The organism is Xenorhabdus ehlersii (assembly GCF_003610465.1).
Lineage (GTDB): Bacteria > Pseudomonadota > Gammaproteobacteria > Enterobacterales > Enterobacteriaceae > Xenorhabdus > Xenorhabdus ehlersii.
Genome location: NZ_RAQI01000001.1, coordinates 152,253 through 173,092 on the forward strand (window position 1 = coordinate 152,253; position 20,840 = coordinate 173,092).

Annotated in this window: 15 protein-coding genes and 1 pseudogene; 10 read left to right on the plus strand and 6 right to left on the minus strand. The window is 47.2% G+C overall.

Translation table 11 applies throughout. The features are described 5' to 3' along the window. Positions 1-17 precede the first annotated feature (17 nt). From rpoD to rpsU, 3 genes and pseudogenes are all read right to left on the minus strand, one after another. The gene (gene rpoD, locus BDE27_RS00705; protein WP_099130779.1) at positions 18-1,865 is read right to left on the minus strand and encodes an RNA polymerase sigma factor RpoD; all 1,848 of its coding nucleotides are present in this window, start codon (positions 1,863-1,865) and stop codon (positions 18-20) included. A 351-nt stretch (positions 1,866-2,216) separates the two neighbouring features. Then, a pseudogene (dnaG, locus tag BDE27_RS00710) lies at positions 2,217-3,966 on the minus strand (DNA primase). A 114-nt stretch (positions 3,967-4,080) separates the two neighbouring features. Further along, positions 4,081-4,296 carry a 30S ribosomal protein S21 gene (rpsU, locus tag BDE27_RS00715; RefSeq protein WP_001144069.1) on the minus strand — a complete coding sequence of 72 codons (216 nt, stop codon included), beginning with the start codon at positions 4,294-4,296 and terminating at the stop codon, positions 4,081-4,083. 406 nt (positions 4,297-4,702) lie between these two features. Between rpsU and tsaD the strand changes: the two genes are divergently transcribed. Beyond that, positions 4,703-5,740: a tRNA (adenosine(37)-N6)-threonylcarbamoyltransferase complex transferase subunit TsaD gene (gene tsaD / locus BDE27_RS00720; protein ID WP_099130777.1), complete on the plus strand. Its 1,038-nt coding sequence runs from the start codon at positions 4,703-4,705 to the stop codon at positions 5,738-5,740. A 174-nt stretch (positions 5,741-5,914) separates the two neighbouring features. Here tsaD and BDE27_RS00725 read toward each other — a convergent pair whose 3' ends face one another. Both BDE27_RS00725 and BDE27_RS00730 read right to left on the minus strand, forming a co-directional pair. Continuing rightward, positions 5,915-7,162: a VWA domain-containing protein gene (locus BDE27_RS00725; protein ID WP_099130776.1), complete on the minus strand. Its 1,248-nt coding sequence runs from the start codon at positions 7,160-7,162 to the stop codon at positions 5,915-5,917. A 168-nt stretch (positions 7,163-7,330) separates the two neighbouring features. Next, positions 7,331-8,308 (minus strand): AraC family transcriptional regulator, encoded by a 978-nt coding sequence (locus BDE27_RS00730; protein WP_244208647.1) that lies wholly within the window; start codon positions 8,306-8,308, stop codon positions 7,331-7,333. A 452-nt stretch (positions 8,309-8,760) separates the two neighbouring features. Here BDE27_RS00730 and BDE27_RS00735 point away from each other — a divergent pair, with 452 nt between their 5' ends. Genes BDE27_RS00735 through BDE27_RS00775 form a run of 9 tightly spaced genes read left to right on the plus strand, consistent with a single transcriptional unit; the run spans position 8,761 to position 19,652 of the window. Then, a complete protein-coding gene (locus BDE27_RS00735; RefSeq protein WP_099130774.1) occupies positions 8,761-10,920 on the plus strand; it encodes a thiamine pyrophosphate-dependent enzyme in 2,160 nt (719 codons plus the stop codon). A 15-nt stretch (positions 10,921-10,935) separates the two neighbouring features. Then, positions 10,936-12,474, plus strand: coding sequence for an indolepyruvate oxidoreductase subunit beta family protein (locus BDE27_RS00740; RefSeq protein WP_099130773.1), 1,539 nt, complete (start codon positions 10,936-10,938; stop codon positions 12,472-12,474). 26 nt (positions 12,475-12,500) lie between these two features. Continuing rightward, positions 12,501-12,920, plus strand: a complete 420-nt coding sequence (locus tag BDE27_RS00745) for an acyl-CoA thioesterase (RefSeq protein ID WP_099130772.1) — start codon at positions 12,501-12,503, stop codon at positions 12,918-12,920. A 50-nt stretch (positions 12,921-12,970) separates the two neighbouring features. Then, on the plus strand, positions 12,971-15,331 hold the full coding sequence (locus BDE27_RS00750) for a bifunctional salicylyl-CoA 5-hydroxylase/oxidoreductase (protein ID WP_099130771.1): 2,361 nt from the start codon (positions 12,971-12,973) through the stop codon (positions 15,329-15,331). A gap of 9 nt (positions 15,332-15,340) precedes the next feature. After that, complete coding sequence (locus tag BDE27_RS00755; protein WP_099130770.1) at positions 15,341-16,480, plus strand: cupin domain-containing protein; 1,140 nt, start codon at positions 15,341-15,343, stop codon at positions 16,478-16,480. A gap of 3 nt (positions 16,481-16,483) precedes the next feature. After that, the gene (locus BDE27_RS00760; protein WP_099130769.1) at positions 16,484-17,395 is read left to right on the plus strand and encodes a fumarylacetoacetate hydrolase family protein; all 912 of its coding nucleotides are present in this window, start codon (positions 16,484-16,486) and stop codon (positions 17,393-17,395) included. Positions 17,396-17,413: 18 nt separating this feature from the next. Next, complete coding sequence (locus tag BDE27_RS00765; RefSeq protein ID WP_099130768.1) at positions 17,414-18,403, plus strand: carbon-nitrogen hydrolase family protein; 990 nt, start codon at positions 17,414-17,416, stop codon at positions 18,401-18,403. Beyond that, positions 18,400-19,155, plus strand: a complete 756-nt coding sequence (locus tag BDE27_RS00770; protein WP_099130767.1) for a maleate cis-trans isomerase family protein — start codon at positions 18,400-18,402, stop codon at positions 19,153-19,155. The genes BDE27_RS00765 and BDE27_RS00770 overlap by 4 nt, the downstream gene beginning before the upstream one ends. Before the next feature lie 26 nt (positions 19,156-19,181). Further along, a complete protein-coding gene (locus BDE27_RS00775; RefSeq protein ID WP_099130766.1) occupies positions 19,182-19,652 on the plus strand; it encodes a MarR family winged helix-turn-helix transcriptional regulator in 471 nt (156 codons plus the stop codon). Between the two features lie 78 nt (positions 19,653-19,730). On the opposite strand, the gene BDE27_RS00780 is transcribed toward BDE27_RS00775, so the two are convergent. Continuing rightward, on the minus strand, positions 19,731-20,825 hold the full coding sequence (locus BDE27_RS00780; RefSeq protein WP_099130765.1) for a DUF4056 domain-containing protein: 1,095 nt from the start codon (positions 20,823-20,825) through the stop codon (positions 19,731-19,733). Positions 20,826-20,840: the final 15 nt, after the last annotated feature.

Below are 20,840 nucleotides of genomic sequence, written 5' to 3' on the forward strand. Positions count from 1 at the left end.
ATCACCAAATTTATTGGTTAGTCATCAAGGAAGCTGCGCAGTACTTCAGAACGGCTCGGATGGCGCAGTTTACGCAGTGCTTTTGCTTCGATCTGACGAATACGTTCGCGGGTTACATCAAATTGTTTACCCACTTCTTCCAAGGTATGGTCAGTGTTCATATCGATACCAAAACGCATACGCAGAACTTTCGCTTCACGTGCAGTCAGACCAGCTAGCACATCGTGAGTTGCTGCGCGCAGGCTTTCTGAAGTTGCTGAATCCAGCGGCAGTTCGAGAGTAGTATCCTCGATAAAATCGCCCAGATGTGAGTCTTCATCATCACCCACAGGGGTTTCCATGGAGATGGGTTCTTTGGCAATTTTCAGTACCTTGCGGATCTTGTCTTCAGGCATCATCATACGTTCTGCCAGTTCTTCCGGTGAAGGTTCACGACCCATTTCCTGCAACATTTGGCGGGAAATACGATTGAGTTTGTTGATGGTCTCAATCATATGCACTGGGATACGGATAGTACGTGCCTGGTCCGCGATAGAACGTGTGATTGCCTGACGGATCCACCATGTTGCGTAAGTTGAGAATTTGTAACCACGACGATATTCAAATTTATCAACCGCTTTCATCAAACCGATATTACCTTCCTGGATCAAATCGAGGAATTGCAGGCCACGGTTGGTATATTTCTTCGCAATCGAAATCACCAGACGCAGGTTGGCCTCAACCATCTCTTTTTTCGCACGGCGGGCTTTCGCTTCACCGATTGACATGCGACGGTTGATGTCTTTGACCTGTTCAATGGTCAGGCCTGTTTCTTCTTCGATCTGGCGTAACTTTTGCAGGCTACGCATAACTTCTTCTTCAACTTCCAGCAACTTGTCAGACCATGGCTTGTTCATTGCTTTTGCAGCGGTGAACCATGTATCAGTGGTCTCATTGCCAGAGAACAGCGTGATGAAGATTTTCTTCGGCATTTTGCACTGTTCAACACACATCTTCATGATCTGACGCTCTTGAAGACGTACACGATCCATCATGGAACGCATATTGTTGACCAGATGATCAAACTGCTTTGGTACCAGGCGGAACTGTTTAAAGACTTCAGATAAAGTTAATATTTCTGCTGCGGAATTAGGATGACTACGACCGTATGTCTTAATCGCCTGACGAGTCAGTTCATGTTGTTCACGCAGTTCCGAAAATTTCTGGCGAGCGAGTTCTGGATCGATGCTGTTATCCTCTTCGCTGTCAGCATCATCGTCATCATCGTCATCGTCGTCATCATCGTCGTCAAGTTCTTCCTGAGGAAGTTCTGAGCCAACGTGAGTGGCAGTTGGGGCAAGATCTTCTTCTGCGTTAGGATCAACGAAACCCGTGATCAAATCGGACAGACGACTCTCGCCGGATTCAACACGGTCGTATTGTTCTAACAGGTAAGTAATCGCTTCAGGGTATTCAGCAACGGAGCACTGCACTTGGTTGATGCCATCTTCAATGCGCTTTGCAATGTCAATTTCACCTTCGCGAGTCAAGAGTTCAACCGTACCCATTTCGCGCATGTACATGCGAACCGGATCGGTGGTACGACCGATTTCTGACTCAACACTAGATAGCACTTGCGCAGCCGCTTCCACTGCGTCTTCATCTGTGTCGTTTGTGTTTTCTGCCAACATGAGATCATCGGCATCAGGTGCTTCTTCCATTACCTGGATGCCCATGTCATTGATCATTTGGATGATATCTTCTATCTGATCAGAATCGACGATATCTTCCGGCAGATGGTCATTGACCTCAGCATAGGTCAAATAGCCTTGCTCCTTACCTCGGGTGACAAGTAGCTTTAGCTGTGACTGCGGGTTTTGCTCCATAAGACGGTATCCACACTTCAGAGTATTGGTTGGTGTCGGTCGGCGAAACAAATATGCCAACAATAATATTTAGGGGCGTTTTCATGATATTGCCGCTGCCCTCAATTGCGGCAATTGTAGGGTTACCTGCCCTACCTAATGCGGCATTTAAGCCGTGAATTCTGTGTCTGTGATTTTTAGGTTTTGGTTTAGAACCTGTTTCACCAAGCTATATTTTATCGGGTGATATTTTTATCAAGCGATAATTTCAGCAAACCATATTAGGGATATAAGCCTATATAAGTAAGCCAAATAGTATAACCTCCAAGTTAATATAATCTTGAAGGAATATAACCTTGCTGAGACAGACTCTTATTTCCTCGCACCAGATACCGTAATTAACCGGACTTCTTCCCGCTCTTCTGGCGTTAGGCCTTCAGTTCTCTCTTTAGCCATTAGAAAATTAAAACGTTCATCAAGTGCTGACGCAAAAAGATGGTTCAGTGCATCGCTGAAAGTCTTTTCAGCAATCTCTTCTATTTGTATATCGTTCCATGCAGCGAGTTTTTCAAGCTGTTTAGCGTACTTATTATCGCGATATTGCTCCAACAGTTGCCCTGTGGTTAAACCTGGTTGCGCAAGGCACGTGTCGACAAGCTCTATGAATAATGGCAGTCCTGCTATCTGAGTAGAAAACATTCCCTGTAATGGGGGAACCAATGTCGCTAAATGCGGATTCTGTACCAGTAATGCGATCAGTATGCGCATTGTTGTTGGTTTCAGTTTTAGCGCCTGATAAGTATTGGTATCTTTTTTGACAAGTTTTGCCAAAAATCGTTCCAATTGTGTTGTATCAGGGGTACCTAACAGGTTTCCAAGCTCTTTAAGCAGGTAGAGTCGCAGTGTTTCCCCTGGGATTTGACTGATCAGCGGCATGGCTAGCGAACTGAGCTTAGTCGTTCCTTCTGGGTTACTTAAATCAACCTGTGGCAAGAGTGATTCGAACAAAAATGCAGATAAGGTCATTGCTTTTTCCATTCTCTGCTCGAATGTTTCCCGTCCTTCTTTGCGGACCAATGAATCAGGATCTTCGCCATCAGGCAAGAACATAAAACGTAATTGCCGACCATCATTCAGATAAGGTAGTGCCGTTTCCAATGTACGCCATGCGGCATCACGACCTGCACGGTCACCATCGTAACAACAGATGACATTATCGGTTGTCCTGAAAAGTAACTGAACGTGTTCAGCTGTCGTGGACGTTCCCAGCGAAGCCACGGCATAGTCAATGCCAAATTGGGCTAGCGCAACAACATCCATATAACCTTCCACCACCAATAGCCTTGTCAGGGTATTGTGGCTTTGCTGTGCCTCATAAAGGCCATATAACTGGCGGCCTTTATGAAAAATTTCTGTTTCCGGCGAGTTCAGGTATTTGGGAAGCTCATCTCCCAGCACTCGGCCGCCAAATGCAATTACGCGACCACGACGATCGCGAATGGGGAACATCACCCGCTCGCGGAAACGATCATAAGTGCGGCCATTGTCGTTCGTGACCAGCATTCCTGCATCGTCTAACTGTTTACGCTCTTCCGCATTATGGGCAAACCGTTTTAAGGCGTTATCCCATCCCGCAGGCGCAAAACCAATGGCAAAACGCTGGATGATCTCTTCACTGAGCCCACGTTGAGCCAAATATTGTCGGGCTGATTGGGCGCTGGGAGTATTCAGTGAATGCTGATAGAAGCTATTGAGCTTTTCCATCAGTTGGTAAAGATTTTGCCTTTGGTGACGTTCGATTTGACTGATGCCGGAACCTGCTTCGTAGGGAACTTCCAGCCCATGCATGGCTGCCAGTTCTTCGATGGATTCGACAAAGTCCAGCCTGTCATAATTCATTAAAAAATCAATGGCATTGCCATGTGCTCCGCAACCGAAGCAATGGTAAAACTGCTTATCACCATTAACAGTGAATGAAGGGGTTTTTTTCGTTATGAAAAGGACAGCACGCTTGATGGTTTTTACCTTTCTTTTTCAAAGGCACCCTAACATCGATCAAATCAATGATATCGGTTCTTGCTAATAAGTCATTGATAAATGCGCGTGGAATCCGTCCAGCCATAAGCCCTTTTTCGCCTGTTGATGAACGAGAATAAGCCGCGCTTCCTTTGGGAAAGCACGGCCTTTAACTGCAGTAGTTTGTTAATACAATCACTAAGCGGATTGACCGCGAAGATTAGTACAAACGAGTGCGGCGTGCGTTTTCGCGAGCTAGCTTCTTAGCATGACGCTTAACAGCAGAAGCTTTAGCGCGTTTGCGCTCAGTCGTTGGTTTTTCATAGAACTCACGACGACGAACTTCTGCTAATACGCCTGCTTTCTCGCAAGAACGCTTGAAGCGACGCAGTGCTACGTCAAATGGCTCGTTTTCACGTACTTTAATTACTGGCATGTGCCTCTCACCTCAATAGAAATCGGGTTTGTCGCTGGCGGGATAGTGCCAGCCGTCTTTAAAATGGTGCGGAATTTTACTTCAATGAACACGGCCTTGTAAAGTGCCGAGGAAAATTGAAACCGATAACGCCACGGGTTACAGGGTGCTTTTTTGTACGCAAAACAAGCGGCCTGATGTTGGCGTTATTAACATTAACCACACAGGATATTCAAGTAGGGCATTGATTATAGACTAAACAGAAAAAATAGCCAGCATGTAATGGATGCAGTGGCGAGAATATTGATATGGAAAGCGTGTCGGCAGAGAATTTAACAATAGATGGTGTTACACTGTCGCGCGTTGAAAGGAATGCGAATGTATATGACCAAGCAACGAGACGTAAGATAACGAGACGAATAGTGCAATGCGAGTTTTAGGTATAGAAACGTCCTGCGATGAAACCGGAATCGCAATTTATGACGATAAAACCGGTCTGCTGGCCAATCAATTATACAGTCAGGTCAAGCTACATGCTGATTATGGCGGCGTTGTGCCTGAACTGGCGTCCCGTGATCATATTCGTAAAACGGTCCCTTTGATTCAGGCGGCTTTGAAGGAAGCGGGTCTGACGAGTAAAGATATTGATGCAGTTGCTTACACAGCAGGGCCTGGATTGGTTGGTGCATTGCTGGTTGGGGCAACTATTGGGCGTTCACTGGCGTTTGCATGGGATGTACCTGCTATTCCCGTGCATCATATGGAAGGCCATTTGCTGGCACCGATGCTGGAAGAAAACAGACCAGAATTTCCTTTTGTTGCCTTACTGGTTTCAGGTGGTCATACCCAGCTTATTAGTGTGACGGGTATTGGTGAATACAAACTGTTGGGCGAATCCATTGACGATGCCGCTGGCGAGGCTTTTGATAAAACAGCAAAACTGCTTGGTTTAGATTACCCGGGGGGGCCAGTGCTTTCCCGTATGGCGCAGCAGGGTAAGGCGGGACGTTTTATTTTCCCACGTCCGATGACCGATCGTCCGGGGTTGGATTTCAGTTTCTCTGGCCTGAAAACGTTCGCAGCTAATACCATCCGCGATAACATTCATGGCCATAATATGGTTGAGGATGAGCAAACCAAAGCGGATATTGCCCGCGCATTTGAAGATGCAGTTGTGGACACACTGGCAATTAAGTGTAAACGAGCATTGGAACAGACTGGATTCAAACGTCTGGTGATGGCAGGCGGAGTGAGTGCAAACCGAACTTTGCGTACTAAGATGCAGGCAGTGATGGAAAAGCTGGGAGGCGAAGTCTTCTATGCCCGACCTGAATTCTGTACTGATAATGGGGCAATGATTGCGCTGGCTGGCATGATCCGTTTGCAAGGGGGGACTGCCGGTGAATTAGGTGTAACGGTGAAAGCACGTTGGCCGTTGGCAGATCTTCCTGCTTTGCAAAAGTAATCATAAAAGACGTTGCTTGATATGGGCTGAGTGCTATTTGCTACTCAGCCTTTTGATTATAAATGCTGCTCCAAATGCAAGGGAGTTTTTCCTATTGTAGAGAATAATCCTGACGCGCTGCGCTTGTCTTCTTCGTGTTACCGGGCTAAGCATTAACCCGGTAATCATTCATAACTACAGTATGCGTTCGGCGGCTGCGGCGTCGAGCCAGTCCTTAAATTCTGTCAACAACAGATCGTACAGTGCGTCTTCTTTTATAGTTGCAAAATTGTCGATTGCGAAGAAATGGGTATTATCCAGACGGCGATCGGTAAAGTTATCGAGTTTTGCGAGTATTCCGTAATTCCAACCGCCCAAGCCAACAAACTTCCAAAAAATAGGGTAATTTGCTGAACGTCGGATGGCTTCCTTAATTTGACGGGTTTTACTGATACCACCGTCTGTAATAAACACGACATAGACAGGTAATTCGCTATCTTTAAAATAGTCGATAATGTCTTCCATGACTGGCGGCTCATTATTGGTAGCGCCAAGGCCGGGGAGGATTTCCCATCTGGAGGGTTTTATGGCGGTCTGTATTGTATGGATATAGTCATCAAGGTTATCAAGGGTTACATCCTGATATTTTTTGTGTCGCTCGGCAAAGCCCCAGACATCCATTGAGCCGTCATCGTCAAATTGCACAGCCAGTACTGCAATACGATCCAAAACCGCCTGAACATTTCCTTTCTTGAATTGACCTTTCATCGATCCTGATGCATCAAGAACAAATGCAACCCGAGCTTTGATTGATTGTAGGTTGTGTTTACTCAGACTGACGGTTGCATTCTTGGCAAGGTTTACGAGGCGTGGCGCTTTATCCTGTAATTTTTTCTCAAGGCTGATAGTTGGGCCAGGAGGTGGATTATTTGAAAGCGTAGGTTGTTCCACATCGACACCAAAATTCACCGCCAGAGGCTCCAGCCCTCCATTGAAACCTTGCCCGAGAGCACGAAGTTTCCAGTTACCGGAATGTCGGTAAATCTCTGCAATAATCATGGCTTTTTCTGTTCTGCCTGCTGTTGAGACCGTAAAGGTAGCAATATCTTGCGCCTCAAATTTCAATTGCTGAAGACCGTCAACTGAATCCGGGCCGTCTATCACCAGCGTGATAGCAACTTTGCTTACATTGGCATCTATTTTTGTCAGATCCACAGTGATAATACTGCCTTGGTGAGAGGCTTCCAAAATCAGACTGTTATCTGCGGCTGCGGGATTATTGTAAAAATAAAAGTCACTGTCTCCTCTGACTTTCCCATTGGCATTTAACAGAAAAGCCGAGGCATCCACTTCACTGCGAAAAGAAGGTGTTGCAGGGTAAGAGAGAGCGAGTCGAAGAAAAGTTTTAGATAAAACGATATTTTGTCCTGCCTGAAGATCCATACATGATGTCCTTTTAAGTACGTAGAGGATAATCCTTTACTATGTTAATCACTATTAGGATATTCAATCCAATGCTGGACAATATTAATAAATTAAACATTCAGCATATATTAATAATTTGTGAAGATGGTCACAGGTTAGAACAGGATTTGGTTGTCAGCTATGGCTTCATCCGCGTTTCAGGCTTTTACTTGGCGTCTCACCATAGCGGGCTTTATATTCTGCGCTAAAGCGCCCCATATGGGCGAATCCCCAACGCAGGGCGACGCCTGTGACGCTGGTGGCTTCTCCCGCCAGGAGTTCCGTGCGGACATGTGCCATGCGCAGATCACGTAAATATTGCATCGGGCTGATATTCAGAAACTCCTTGAAGCCGGAATAGAGGCTGCGCAAGCTGACGCCTGCCACCTGGGCGAGCTGCTCTACGGTTATGGGTTCGTGGGCATGAGCCTGCAAATATTCCTGAACTCGTCGTACATGCCGCGGGCGAATAGAGCATCGGCGGTTAGTGGGTGTTTCACTGTAATTATGTTGATGGGTGGACAGCAGAGTAACGGAAATCAATTGTTCTATTTGGTTAGTAATCAGTTTATGTTGCAAGATGTCGGGCACTTGGGTGGTGCATTCCAGAAGATAAGGCATCAAACAGCGCCAGGCCTGACAGCGTTGCCATGCAAACCCCAGCTCAAATACCAACGGTTGATCCAGAGGGTGCCCCAATTGACCAACAAGCGTTCTTTCCAGCAAGGAGCGGGAGATCCTGACCATAAATTGGTCATTATCGGCATTCCAGCGCATGGAAGTGTGTTGATTTGGGCTGAGAATGGAAGCCAGATTGGGAGTAGAATCAAGACATTGGTCGCCGCTTTCAATACCCGCACAGCCAGCCAGCGGCATCTGGATAAGAAAGAACGAATCCAATTCACCTGGGGTGATTTCAACGCTGGCACCGTAACGCAATCGGCTCATGGAAATATCCCCAAGTGGAATATAGTGCATTTTGGCATCTATCTTTTGATTATTGCCCAATATAGTTAGTTGATGAGGCTGCATGACCCGTCCGACCATAGATTTAACTTCATCAAGATCGTTGGATGAAAAAAGTAAATGTTCTGGCGAATTGAGATGCTCCCTAATTTTTGTCACTGCATATTTAGGATCTGAACAGTTTGAAGCTGAATATCTTGATTCTGCTCTTCTAGAGTCAGTGTGTTTTGATTCAGTATTTTTAGATCCAAAATAGTAGCGAGGCCACGAATTGCTCATAATTTCAGATACCTCTAGCCAGTCATATCATTGTTATGATGTATGAGATATCCCGCTAATAACGTGTTTATTCCCTATTTTGATTATTCGGGATATAAAAAATAACCGTATTAACCTTATTCGATTATCTGCTAACAGTATCCACATATTATTTAAATGAAATATATATGATTATGAATATATTTATGATGGGTACTCTATATCCGCCTGCTGCACGCTTTATCCAAACACCGCATAAATCACAATTACATGACAAATCATGCATTGACCGTTAACGAATACCTGAATTACATAAAAGATAACTAAAAGGCGTTAAAGCGTGTGAGGTAAGCATGGCTGAACGATCATTTGTCGAGGAAGTGAAAAAGTTACGTCTGGGTCAGGGCGAAATTTTCAGTGGTGAAGGCATACTTGCCGTGACAAAAGCGCTGCTGGAATCGGGGGTGGCGTATGTGGCTGGCTATCAGGGGGCGCCGATTTCTCATCTGATGGATGTGTTGTTAGATGCGCAAGATATTTTATCTGAATATGGCATTCGCTTTGAAAACAGTGCCAGTGAAGCCACTGCTGCTGCGACGCTTGCCGCTTCCGTTAATTATCCACTGCGTGGAGCCATCACGTTTAAATCGACGGCTGGCACGAATGTTGCCTCGGATGCATTGGCAAATCTGGCATCGGGCGGTGTGGTGGGTGGTGCACTGATTATCGTCGGTGAAGATTATGGTGAGGGTTCTTCCATTATGCAGGAACGTAGCCATGCTTTCGCGATGAAATCTCAGATCTGGTTACTCGATCCACGCCCCAATCTGCCTTCGGTTGTACAGGCGGTGAAGATGGGATTTGAGCTATCGGAAGCCAGCAATACGCCAGTGATGCTACAGATGCGCATTCGTGCCTGCCATGTGCATGGTCGGTTTACATGTGAGAAAAACCGCTCGTCAACGTTTATGATTCAGAATGCGCTGGAAAATCCGACGCGCGATCTCAGTCGTATTGTTTTGCCGCCCGCCAGTTTTCTGCATGAGAAAGAGAAAGTACAAGATCGCTGGCCTGCGGCCATACGCTTTATTCAACAGCATAAGCTGAATGAGTTTTTCGCTGAGCAGGCTGATGATGTTGGCCTTGCCCTGCAAGGTGGATGCTATAACACCGTGATCCGTGCCTTGAATTTGCTTGGATTGGCGGATGTTTTTGGCAATAGCCAAATCCCGCTGTATGTCATGAATGTCGCCTACCCGTTGATCGATGAAGAGTTTGAACGTTTTTGTCATGGCAAGCGGGCGATGTTAGTGCTGGAAGAAGGTCAGCCCAATTTTGTGGAGCAGAATGTCGCCAATATTTTGCGCCAGCGTGAGATAGCGACTCGATTACATGGCAAGGATTTACTGCCAATGGCGGGAGAGTACAACACGGCTACCGTGTTGTCGGGACTCCGTGCTTTCCTTGAACGTTACGGCAAAATTGCAGCGGAAAGTGCAGTGTCTGCCTGTCAGGTACGTATCCCCGCCGTGGCCTTACCGATAAAAGATCCTCTGGAAGAGGCAGTCCATATCCGCCCACCCGGATTTTGCACCGGTTGCCCAGAGCGCCCCATCTTTACAGCGCTGACATTGATTGAACGGGAATTGGGGCAACATCACATCAGTGCAGATATCGGTTGTCATTTGTTTGCTATTTTGCCGCCATTTAATTTGGGCAACACCACGATGGGGTATGGATTGGGGGCTGCAAGTGCGGCAGCACTGAATACGCCGGTTGCGAATAAGCGGGCAATCGCAGTTATGGGGGATGGTGGATTTTGGCATAACGGCTTAACGAGTGGCATAGCTAATGGTGTTTTTAACCGCAGCAACAATCTGACCATCATTGTGGACAACAGTTATACCTCTGCGACCGGAGGGCAGGATATTCCCTCTTCAACGGCGTTAAATCCCCATCGCAGTACCGGCCATGACATCGAAAAAGCTGTCAAGGGGGTTGGGGTGAAATGGATACGCACGATCAAACGTACCTACGATCTCAAAGCCATGATGAATACCTTACGCGAGGCGCTGACAACAGGTGAGCACGGGCCAAAAGTCCTGATCGCACAGAGTGAGTGTATGTTGAATAAACAACGGCGTGAGAAGGTAAAGATCAGAGGGGCTATTGCGGAAGGGAAGCGGATCGTCCGTGAGCAGTTTGGGGTTGATTCCGATGTATGTACGGGCGATCACTCCTGTATCCGTTTGTCCGGTTGTCCTTCTCTATCGATTAAGCCGAATCCTGATCCATTGCGTACCGATCCGGTGACAACAGTATTAAATAGTTGTGTGGGCTGTGGGTTATGCGGGGAATTATCTCACGCGGCAGTGTTGTGCCCCTCTTTCTTTAAGGCACGGATCATTATCAATCCCAATCGTTGGGATCGGCTGATTCATCGTATTCGCAAAGGGCTTATAGGCTATTTGCAACGTCGTGATGTTAAACGTCGTAATCAATATGATTTTTAAGAAGGGGTCATGCCTATGTCAGCATTCACCAATTCTTCGCTAACGAACTTACCTAAACAGCCAATCAAAATTGCCATCCTGGCGATGGGAGGTGAAGGCGGCGGTGTACTGGCTGATTGGATCGTGACTTTGGGGGAAGAGAATGGCTATTTCGCCCAAACGACTTCCGTACCTGGCGTAGCCCAGCGAACTGGGGCAACTATTTATTATGTCGAGTTGTTCCCTGGTGCTGATGATCCTGAAGTACCAACACCTGTGTTGGCGCTGATGCCGACTGCCGGTGATGTGGATATTGTGCTGGCTTCGGAATTGATGGAAGCCGGACGTGCTGTCCAACGTGGTTTGGTGATACCGGATCGCACTACGCTGATCGCATCAAGCCATCGGGTATTTTCGATGGAAGAGCGTTCGGCGATGGGAGATGGGCGCGTGGATAGCGGAGTATTGATCCGGCAATCCCGACAAGCTGCTTTGCGTTTTATCCATTTTGATATGGCGAAGATAGCAGAGAAGAGTGGCAGTGTGATCAGTGCGGTATTGTTTGGCGCACTCGGTGGTACGGAGATCTTGCCATTTAACCGTAATCAGTTTGAAGCGGCGATCATCAAGAAAAACGTAGGGATAAAGTCCAGTCTGCAAGCCTTTAGTTTGGGGTGGAGCCGGACACAATTGGCAGCAAAATCAAAAAATACCGGAAAAACGGCGCCAGAAACGCCTATATCGAACAATAAAGTCAATGCCCTGCTGTTACATATCCGGCAAAAGTTCCCTGCCTGTATCCATAACATTGCCATAGAAGGTGTCAAGCGCCTGATTGATTACCAGGATCTAGCCTACGCTCGTTTGTATCTTGACCGATTGCAAAACCTCATTGAGCAAGCGGTGAAACCTGATGAGCGATTACTGAATGAGCAACTATTACGTGAAACAGCCCGCTATTTGGCGCTGTGGATGGCTTACGAAGACACCATACGGGTGGCAGATCTCAAAATTCGCGTCGGTCGATTCGAACGTGTCAGGAAAGAAATGCGGGTGAGAGATGGTCAACTGGTCGAAATTAATGACTTTCTGCATCCCAGAATGGAAGAAATCTGTGACACCTTGCCGGCAAGTATTGGGCGTTGGTTATCTCGTCCTCATTTCGTCAATCGTATGTTGGCGAAATTACTCAGCTGTGGGCGTGTGATTACCACCAGTTCCATTCGGGGATATCTGTTGCTTTATATGCTGGCGAGTTGGCGCCGTATGCGCCGCTATACGCTGCGCTTTAAGCATGAAACGGGACGTATTGAAGAATGGCTACGGCGAATTGAAGCAGCAGCAAAGCGCGATCCCGAATTGGCTGCGGAAATCGCCCAATGCCAGCGTTTGATCAAGGGATATGGTGATACTCATTCCCGCGGATCAAGTCATTTTCAAACGCTGATGGCAATTGTTGATCACCATCTGCATGACTTATCTCCCGCCAACCTGCGGCAACTACGTGAAGCGGCATTAGCGGATGAACAGGGTGACCGATTACGCGAGTGCCAACAACGTCTCTCTTTATATTAAAGAACCTTATACATGAGGAGCCTGTAATGAGCCTGCTTAGTTTTATACAGCCCCATAAGATCCGTTTTTCTGAATGTGATCCGGCGGGGATCGTCTTTTATCCCCAATATTTCGTGATGTTCAACAATTTGCTGGAGGATTGGTTCGATGAATTAACGTCAATGGGATATGCCAATTACATCGCAAAACACCGTTTTGGGTTACCGACGGTTCATTTGGAGGCGGAATTTAAGGCAATTAGCAGAATGGGTGATCAGGTCTGGCTGGAATTAAGTGTTGAGAAAATTGGCAAAAAATCATTGACGTTGCTTCAACGCTGCGTCAGCAAAGACGGTGAATTGAGGATGAGCGTAACTCAGACTTATGTCACCACTTCACTGGATACCCATCAAGCTATTCCGATACCCGACGAATTTTACTATGCGTTAACTGAACAGATGCCTTAGCTAAATAGGCAATTGCATGGGGTAGATATCGTGCGGCAGGAGAATAAATTATGAATGTAAGAGGTAAGAATGCAGTAATCAGTAACAATACAGTAACCGTCAGTGGTAAGAATATCGTATGTATTGGCGGTGGACCGGCTGGATTGTATTTCGGTCTGCTAATGAAGTTACAAAATCCTGATAATCGTGTCGTGGTGATCGAGCGTAATCGTCCGTATGACACCTTTGGTTGGGGAGTGGTGTTTTCGGATGCAACGTTGGAAAACCTGCATCTGGCTGATCCTGTGTCGGCTGAAATTATCAGGGAGGAGTTTAGCCGTTGGGATGATATCGATATCCACTTTAAGGGAACCGTAAATCGTAGTGGCGGTCATGGATTTATTGGTATTGGCCGTAAAAAACTCCTGAATATCCTGCAAGACCGCTGCCACGAAGTCGGGGTTGAGTTGCTGTTTGAAACCCAGGTTGAGGATGAGCAGGAGATTGCCCGCAAATATCATGCCGATCTGCTGATTGCCTCTGATGGGATCAATAGCCAGATCCGCACCCGTTATGCTGAATTTTTCCAGCCTGATATCGACCAACGCCATTGCCGTTTTGTCTGGTTAGGGACGCATAAAGTTTTTGATGCGTTTACGTTTCTGTTTGTGGAAACCGAGGATGGCTGGTTTCAGGTTCACGCCTATCAATTTCAGGAAGGGCTGTCGACTTTTATTGTCGAAACGACGGAAGAGACCTGGCTGGCTGCGGGTATTGACAAAATGTCACAGGAAGAGGGTATTGCGTATTGTGAAAAAATATTCGCACCGTGGCTGGATGGACATCCATTAATCTCCAATGCAACCCATTTGCGGGGGGCTGCTATTTGGATACGTTTTCCCCGCGTAATTTGTGCTAACTGGGTGCACTGGATCAAGCCAGAGGAAGATAACGGCAAAAATATCCCGATTGTGTTAATGGGAGATGCCGCCCATACCGCCCATTTTTCCATTGGCTCCGGCACAAAATTGGCATTAGAAGATGCGATTGAACTGGCAAACAGCCTGAAAGCCCATCAGGGGAATTGGCAGGCGGGTTTGTCCGATTATCAGCAATCGCGCAGTGTGGAAGTGCTGAAAATCCAGAATGCCGCCCGTAATTCAACGGAGTGGTTCGAAAATGTTGCACGCTATGAAAGCTTTTCGCCCGAACAATTCGCTTATTCACTGTTGACACGTTCCCAGCGCATTTCCCATGAAAATTTGCGCTTGAGGGATCGGGCATGGCTGGAAAATTATGAGTGCTGGTTTGCCCAAAAATCTCATCCATTCTCATCGCTGACTCCACCGTTGCTGACACCTTATCAGGTACGGGGCGTGAGCTTGAAAAATCGGGTTGTTGTCTCTCCTACGCTGCTGTATAGCGCCGTGGAGGGAATTCCGGGTTCATTCCATCTGGTTCATCTTGGTAGCCGAGCATTGGGCGGTGCGGGCTTAGTGATTGCTGAAATGACGGCAATTTCTCCGCAAGCACGTGTCACTCCTGCTTGTACAGGATTATGGAATGATCAGCAGGTGCAGACATGGAAGGCGATCACCGATTTTGTCCACCAGCACACAGACACTTTAATAGGAATTCAATTGGGACATGCGGGAAGACGGGGATCAACCCAACTGGGATGGGAACAACCTGATCACCCCTTGCCAGAGGGTAACTGGCCCTTAGTTTCAGCATCAGCCTTGCCCTATTTAGTTGGGATTTCACAAGTGCCGGCGGCGCTGACTAAGACGCAAATGGCAGAAATTATCGAGCAGTTTATTACTGCAACCCATCGTGCCATCAAAGCCGGTTTTGACTGGCTGGAGATTCAGGCCGCTCACGGTTATCTGCTCTCCAGTTTTATCTCTCCGCTGACCAATCAGCGCGATGACGAATATGGCGGCTCGCTGGAAAACCGGCTTCGTTTCCCGTTGGCCGTTTTCAAGGCGGTACGTGAGGTTTGGCCGGCTGATTTGCCAATATCTGTGCGTATTTCTGCCACGGACTGGGTGGAAGGGGGAACGACGGTTGATGAAGCCGTAGAGATCGCCCGTCGTTTCCGTGCAGCCGGAGTGGATATGGTGGATTGTTCCACAGGGGAAGTCTCTGCTGAGCAGCAGCCAGTTTATGGACGCATGTACCAGACGCCGATGGCTGATCGCATTCGTAATGAAGGAAACGTGCCGGTTATTGCGGTTGGTGCAATTACCGATGCTGATCAAATTAACGGCATCATTGCTTCTGGTCGTGCCGATCTCTGTGCCTTATCCCGCCCATTCTTATCTAATGCGGCTTGGCTATTGCATGAATGCGCCAGATATGGCTGGACGGGTATCGATTGGCCGAAACCTTATCTTTACGGCAAAGCGCAATTGATTAGAAAACAACTCTAGGAGATATCCATGTCTCAACAAGAAAATATCCAAACTCATGATCAATACAGGGAAGATATTCTCGGCCGTGCCAATGTTGCCGATAGTCCTGAACTGCTGGCGTATTACAAGGAGTTGGTTAAGTACAAGACAGGGGCACTCTGGACAATCGCCAATAAAATAGAACCCTGGCAACCTAAATCAGCTTCAGTGCCGGTACTTTGGCGTTACCGTGATCTGCGTGAGTACGTTCTAAAATCGGCTGATTTAGTCACACCAGAAAAAGCAGGTCGTCGTGTGGTTTATCTGAACAATTCGGGAGAGCCAGGAGCATCTACCGCTGTTGGTTTGCTCTATTCCGGTCTCCAGACGATGCGGCCAGGTGAAGCGGCATCGGCACATGCCCACTCCTCTTCAGCCTTGCGTTTCATTATGGAAGGACGTGGTGCTTACACCATTGTTGATGGTCAGAAAATGTCGTTGGGAGCGAATGATTTCGTCTTAACCCCCAATGGCACCTGGCATGAACACGGTGTTGATCCTGATGGCGCGCAATGTATCTGGCAGGATGGTCTGGATATACCATTGGTTAACATATTAGAGGCAGGTTTTTATAAGGTGCATCCTGATTTGCGTCAGGCAGTGACTGAACCTGTAGATTCTTCCATTGCACTCTGGGGTGCCCCTGCTTTGCGTCCACAGAATGTTGGCTGGGATAAACCGTATTCCCCGCTGTTCAGATACCAATGGGAGCCAACTTATGAAGCCTTGCAGCGTTACGCTCAGGTTTCAGAAGGATCGCCTTTTGATGACATTTTGATGCACTACTCCAATCCGCTAACAGGCGGTCATGTGATGCCAACTCTCGGCGCCAGTATGCAGTTGTTGCGACCTGGTTTTGTTGGTAAAGCACATCGTCATACTGGCAGTTTCATTTATCAAGTGGCGAAAGGAAAAGGTTATTCCGTGATTGATGGTCAACGATTTGACTGGCAGGAGCGAGATATTTTCTGCGTTCCTTCGTGGGCATTTCATGAGCATGTGAATGCCTCACAAACGGATGATGCTTGCCTGTTCTGTTTCAACGATTTGCCAGTCATGCAGGCATTGCAATTGTATTACGAAGAAGCCCTGTCTGATAACGATGGACACCAACAAGTGAGAGGATAAGAGATGCGTTTAATCACTTACCGTTCAGAAGTGACGGCTGCTGCGAGATTAGGTGCAATAGTCAATAATCACGTAGTTGACTTGGCAAAATTGGCCGCCCATACAGGGAATAGATTGCCGGATAACATGCTGGAATTTATTGATCTGGGACCATTGGCGGTAAGCAGCACAACCGCGCTGTTAGATTCATTCAAGGGGTTTTGGCCTACAGGGATTTCACTGCCATTGCAGAATGTGAAAATTCTCGCTCCCATTCCTCGGCCACGGAAAAATATCTTTGGTATTGGCCTGAACTATATTGAACATGTGGCCGAATCTAACCGCGCTCTGGATACGGCAAAAGATCTGCCAAAAGAACCCGTTATTTTCTCTAAGCCGCCAACGACAGTGATTGGCCCTGGCGACGCGATTGAGCATAACAGTGAGATCACCCAGCAATTGGATTGGGAAGTGGAACTGGCGGTGATTATCGGCACTCGCGCCAAAGGTGTATCGGAAGCTGAGGCATTGCAATATGTTTTTGGTTATAGCCTGATGATCGACATGAGCGCCCGTGATTGTCGTCGGGCTGGGCAGTGGATCTACTCCAAGGGGCAGGATACTTATGCGCCTTTTGGCCCTTGCATTGTCACCGCTGATGAAATATCCAACCCGCAAGAGCTGGCGCTGAGCCTAAAAGTCAATGGTGTGACCAAACAGGATTCCAATACACGCCATATGTTGTTCAAGGTAAATACCCTGATTGCAGATATTAGCAAAGGTATCACGCTGGAGCCAGGGGATATCATTGCCACAGGTACACCGGAAGGTGTTGGGGCGGGGCGTGATCCACAAGAATGGCTGTGGCCTGGGGATGTGATTGAAGCATACCTTGAAAAGATTGGTTATTTGCGTCACCCCGTTATTGCGGTGTAAATAAAACAGGAGCCTGATATGCTGAAACTTCCTAAGTTCAAGGCGGCTGCGGTACAGGCTGCTCCTGTCTTTCTGGATACAGAGGCGACAGTTGATCTCGTTTGTCGGCTGATCCAGGAAGCGGCAGATAAGGGAGCCAGTTTGGTGGCTTTTCCTGAAGTGTTTGTTTCTGGTTACCCCTATTGGAACTGGGTGATGAACCCGATACAAGGCAGCCCATGGTTTGAGAAACTGTGCAAATCTGCCATTGAAGTGCCAGGGCCGGAGATCAACAAAATCGCACTGGCTGCGGCACGTCATCACATCAACGTTGTGGTTGGGGTTAATGAACGCAGTTCTAATGGTATAGCAACACTCTATAACACTTTGGTGACCATTTCTGATGAAGGAAACATTTTGGGGCGTCATCGCAAGCTGATGCCGACATGGGCAGAGAAACTGACATGGGCGAATGGTGATGCGGCTTCATTAAAAGTACATGATACCCGTATCGGGCCGTTGGGCGTGCTGGCCTGCGGCGAAAATACCAATACGTTGGCGCGTTTTTCCTTGTTATCTCAGGGGGAATTGGTACATGTTGCCAGTTATATCTCCCTGCCGGTTGCACCACCGGATTATGATATGGCTGAGGCGATCCGTTTACGAGCGTCAGCTCACTGTTTTGAAGGCAAGGTGTTTACCATCGTCTCCTGCTCCACGATTTCGCCGGAAATTGTAAAAGCGATGTCGGCCAGTCATCCTGAAGCTGAAGAGTTGCTGGCACGTTCTAATAGTGCATTTACCGGCATTATTGGGCCTGATGGGCGAGTGATTGGTGATCCCCTGATTGATAAAGAAGGGATCGTCTATGCGCAGATTGACTTGAATCGCTGTATTCAGCCGCGTCAAATGCACGATATCACAGGGCATTACAACCGGTTTGATATCTTCGATCTAAAAGTGAACCGTCGTCCGATGAATGCGATCCGGTTTACCGATCTGCCATCCGATCAGGAGGATCTCCCATGAATAACACAAGACATTTTAGAGTGGGGCTGATTGTTCCCTCTTCAAATACGACAATGGAAACAGAAATTCCCGCTATCCTGCGCGCCCGTGAAGCGATAAGCCCTGAACGTTTCACCTTTCATTCCAGCCGCATGAGAATGAAAACGGTCACAAAAACAGAACTGGCGGCCATGGATGCAGACAGTGATCGCTGTGCGCTTGAACTGTCGGATGCAGCGGTCGATGTACTGGGATATGCCTGTTTGGTGGCGATCATGAGCATGGGACAGGGATATCACCGAATCTCTGAAAAGCGCCTCCATCTGCGGACGGTGGAAAATGGACATCCGGCGCCAGTTGTGACCAGCGCGGGGGCGTTGGTGGATGGGTTACATGCTTTGGGAGCGAAACGAATCTCCATACTAACGCCTTACATGAAGCCATTGACTCAGTTAGTGATTGATTACATTGAAAATGAGGGAATTGAAGTTATCGACAGCATTTCGTTGGAGATCCCCGACAACCTTGCTGTCGGACGACAAGATCCTCTCGCACCGGTGGAGATTACCAAACGATTAAATAGCAATGTGGATGTTATCGTTGCTTCCGCTTGTGTACAAATGCCTTCTTTGGCGTCAGTACCTCTGATCGAAGATCGGGTGGGATTACCTGTTATTTCTTCATCTGTGGCGACAACCTACATGATATTGAAACAGCTTGGGCTGAATACATACGTTCCGAGATTTGGCTCACTGTTATCAGGAAAATATTAATCGAGATATAAAAGGTTGTTCAACTTATGCCAGATTCAAAAGTGTTTGTTGACAATTACTTGCCTGCCTTGCTTGGGCAGGCATGGATGCTAGTTTCTTCTGAATTCCATGATATCGTTGAAGCGCGGGGGCTGTCAGTGCTGGAGTGGCGGGTGTTATCAGCGTTGGCAGGAAGTGGCCCGATTGGCATCAGCCTTTTGGCACAGAAAACGGTCAGTAAACAACCGACCATTACCCGTGTTTTGCAGCGTTTGGAACTACAGGGGTATATAGCGCGTTTCTCCAATGGTGGCAGCGATCGCCGTATTACATTGGTAAGTTTGACTGAAACAGGGAAAAAAGTGGTAGAAGGATTGCTGACCGAGGCGGAATCTCACGAAAAAAGTGTGCTGGAACCGCTGGGTGATAGCAAAAGCCAGCTACTGAAAGAGGTTTTGCAGGAGCTAATTAAACGGCATACACCAATACGTGGAGTATTGGGGGAATTTGGTAAGTAATTCGTATGGAACATTACGAGGAATATACCGGTTAATTTGGCATATTCCTCGTATATATTGAATAGCGATGGGATGGGCTTATTTAATGAGCAATTGTCTCTTATCTTCCCGTTGGGCATTTTCCGCCAGTATTTTAAAATCTTTTACTGTCCAATATTGCTTTGGAACAGGCAGGTTTTTCATCTCATTGGTTGGCCATAGTTGAAATTCAGCCAGTTTATCCAACGAAAAATGCTGATAATGCTCAGGCAGAGATAGACGCAGGGCAAAGTTCTCTTTACCGAAAGGCATTAATGGGTAGCGGTTGTCTTGGATATCATAATTCCGGTGCAGTACTAAAAACTTTTCTGGAATGCGTTGATAACTGTTCCACCACAAACCATCTACGCTATCAAACATCTCCTTTGTGCCTGATTTAGGATAATCCCCAAGTTCATGCAAAGCTATCGGCAAGATCTTAGCCATTGAGTCCGAGAACTGCGTTACAGAAGAAGCGCGTCCTTCCAGGATCAGTGTCAGAGCCAACCGTGCACCCAACAGGTTGGAATAGAGATCTTCCGGGGAAAAAGCCGAAATGCCCTCTGAAAATCCAGGGACTGATTGATAGCCATACCATTGCGCTATTTCATGCCAGGCAGCAAGCTGAAAAGCGAGTTTAACCGCCAAATAGGCACTTAGCGTATAGCGTTCAGCAGGTTCTTCCGGTGGTGTAAAAGCAAAAAAATGAATTTTACGTGCGGCAAGTTCATTATTCAGGGTTAATTTCCATTCCTGACCAAGATGCGCGTAAATCTGGCTAAACAGATAAAGCGTATAATCTGCGGTATCCCTCACATGGGAGATATCAATAAACCCTCCCTGATGGGTATAGAGCAGACCAACTTTTTCATTGCTTACCCCCAACAAAGCGGCACTGGCACCGATAACACTGTCATTATAGTGATGATCACCCAGTTTCTTGGCTTCTACAATATTGTCGATGTCGTAGAAGGGAATGGGGATATTCCAGAGTTGGGCTTTAAGGTTATAGCCGAAAGCACAGCAGGCCCTTAAACCTTCTGGCGGGGTAATGGGAGGTAATGCATCCCAATTTTGCTGTGATTGTTCATGGGTATCACTGATAAGGACAGGTTTTACCGGAGCAACAGATTGTGGTTGATTTTTGCATGCCATCAGTAAGAAACAGAG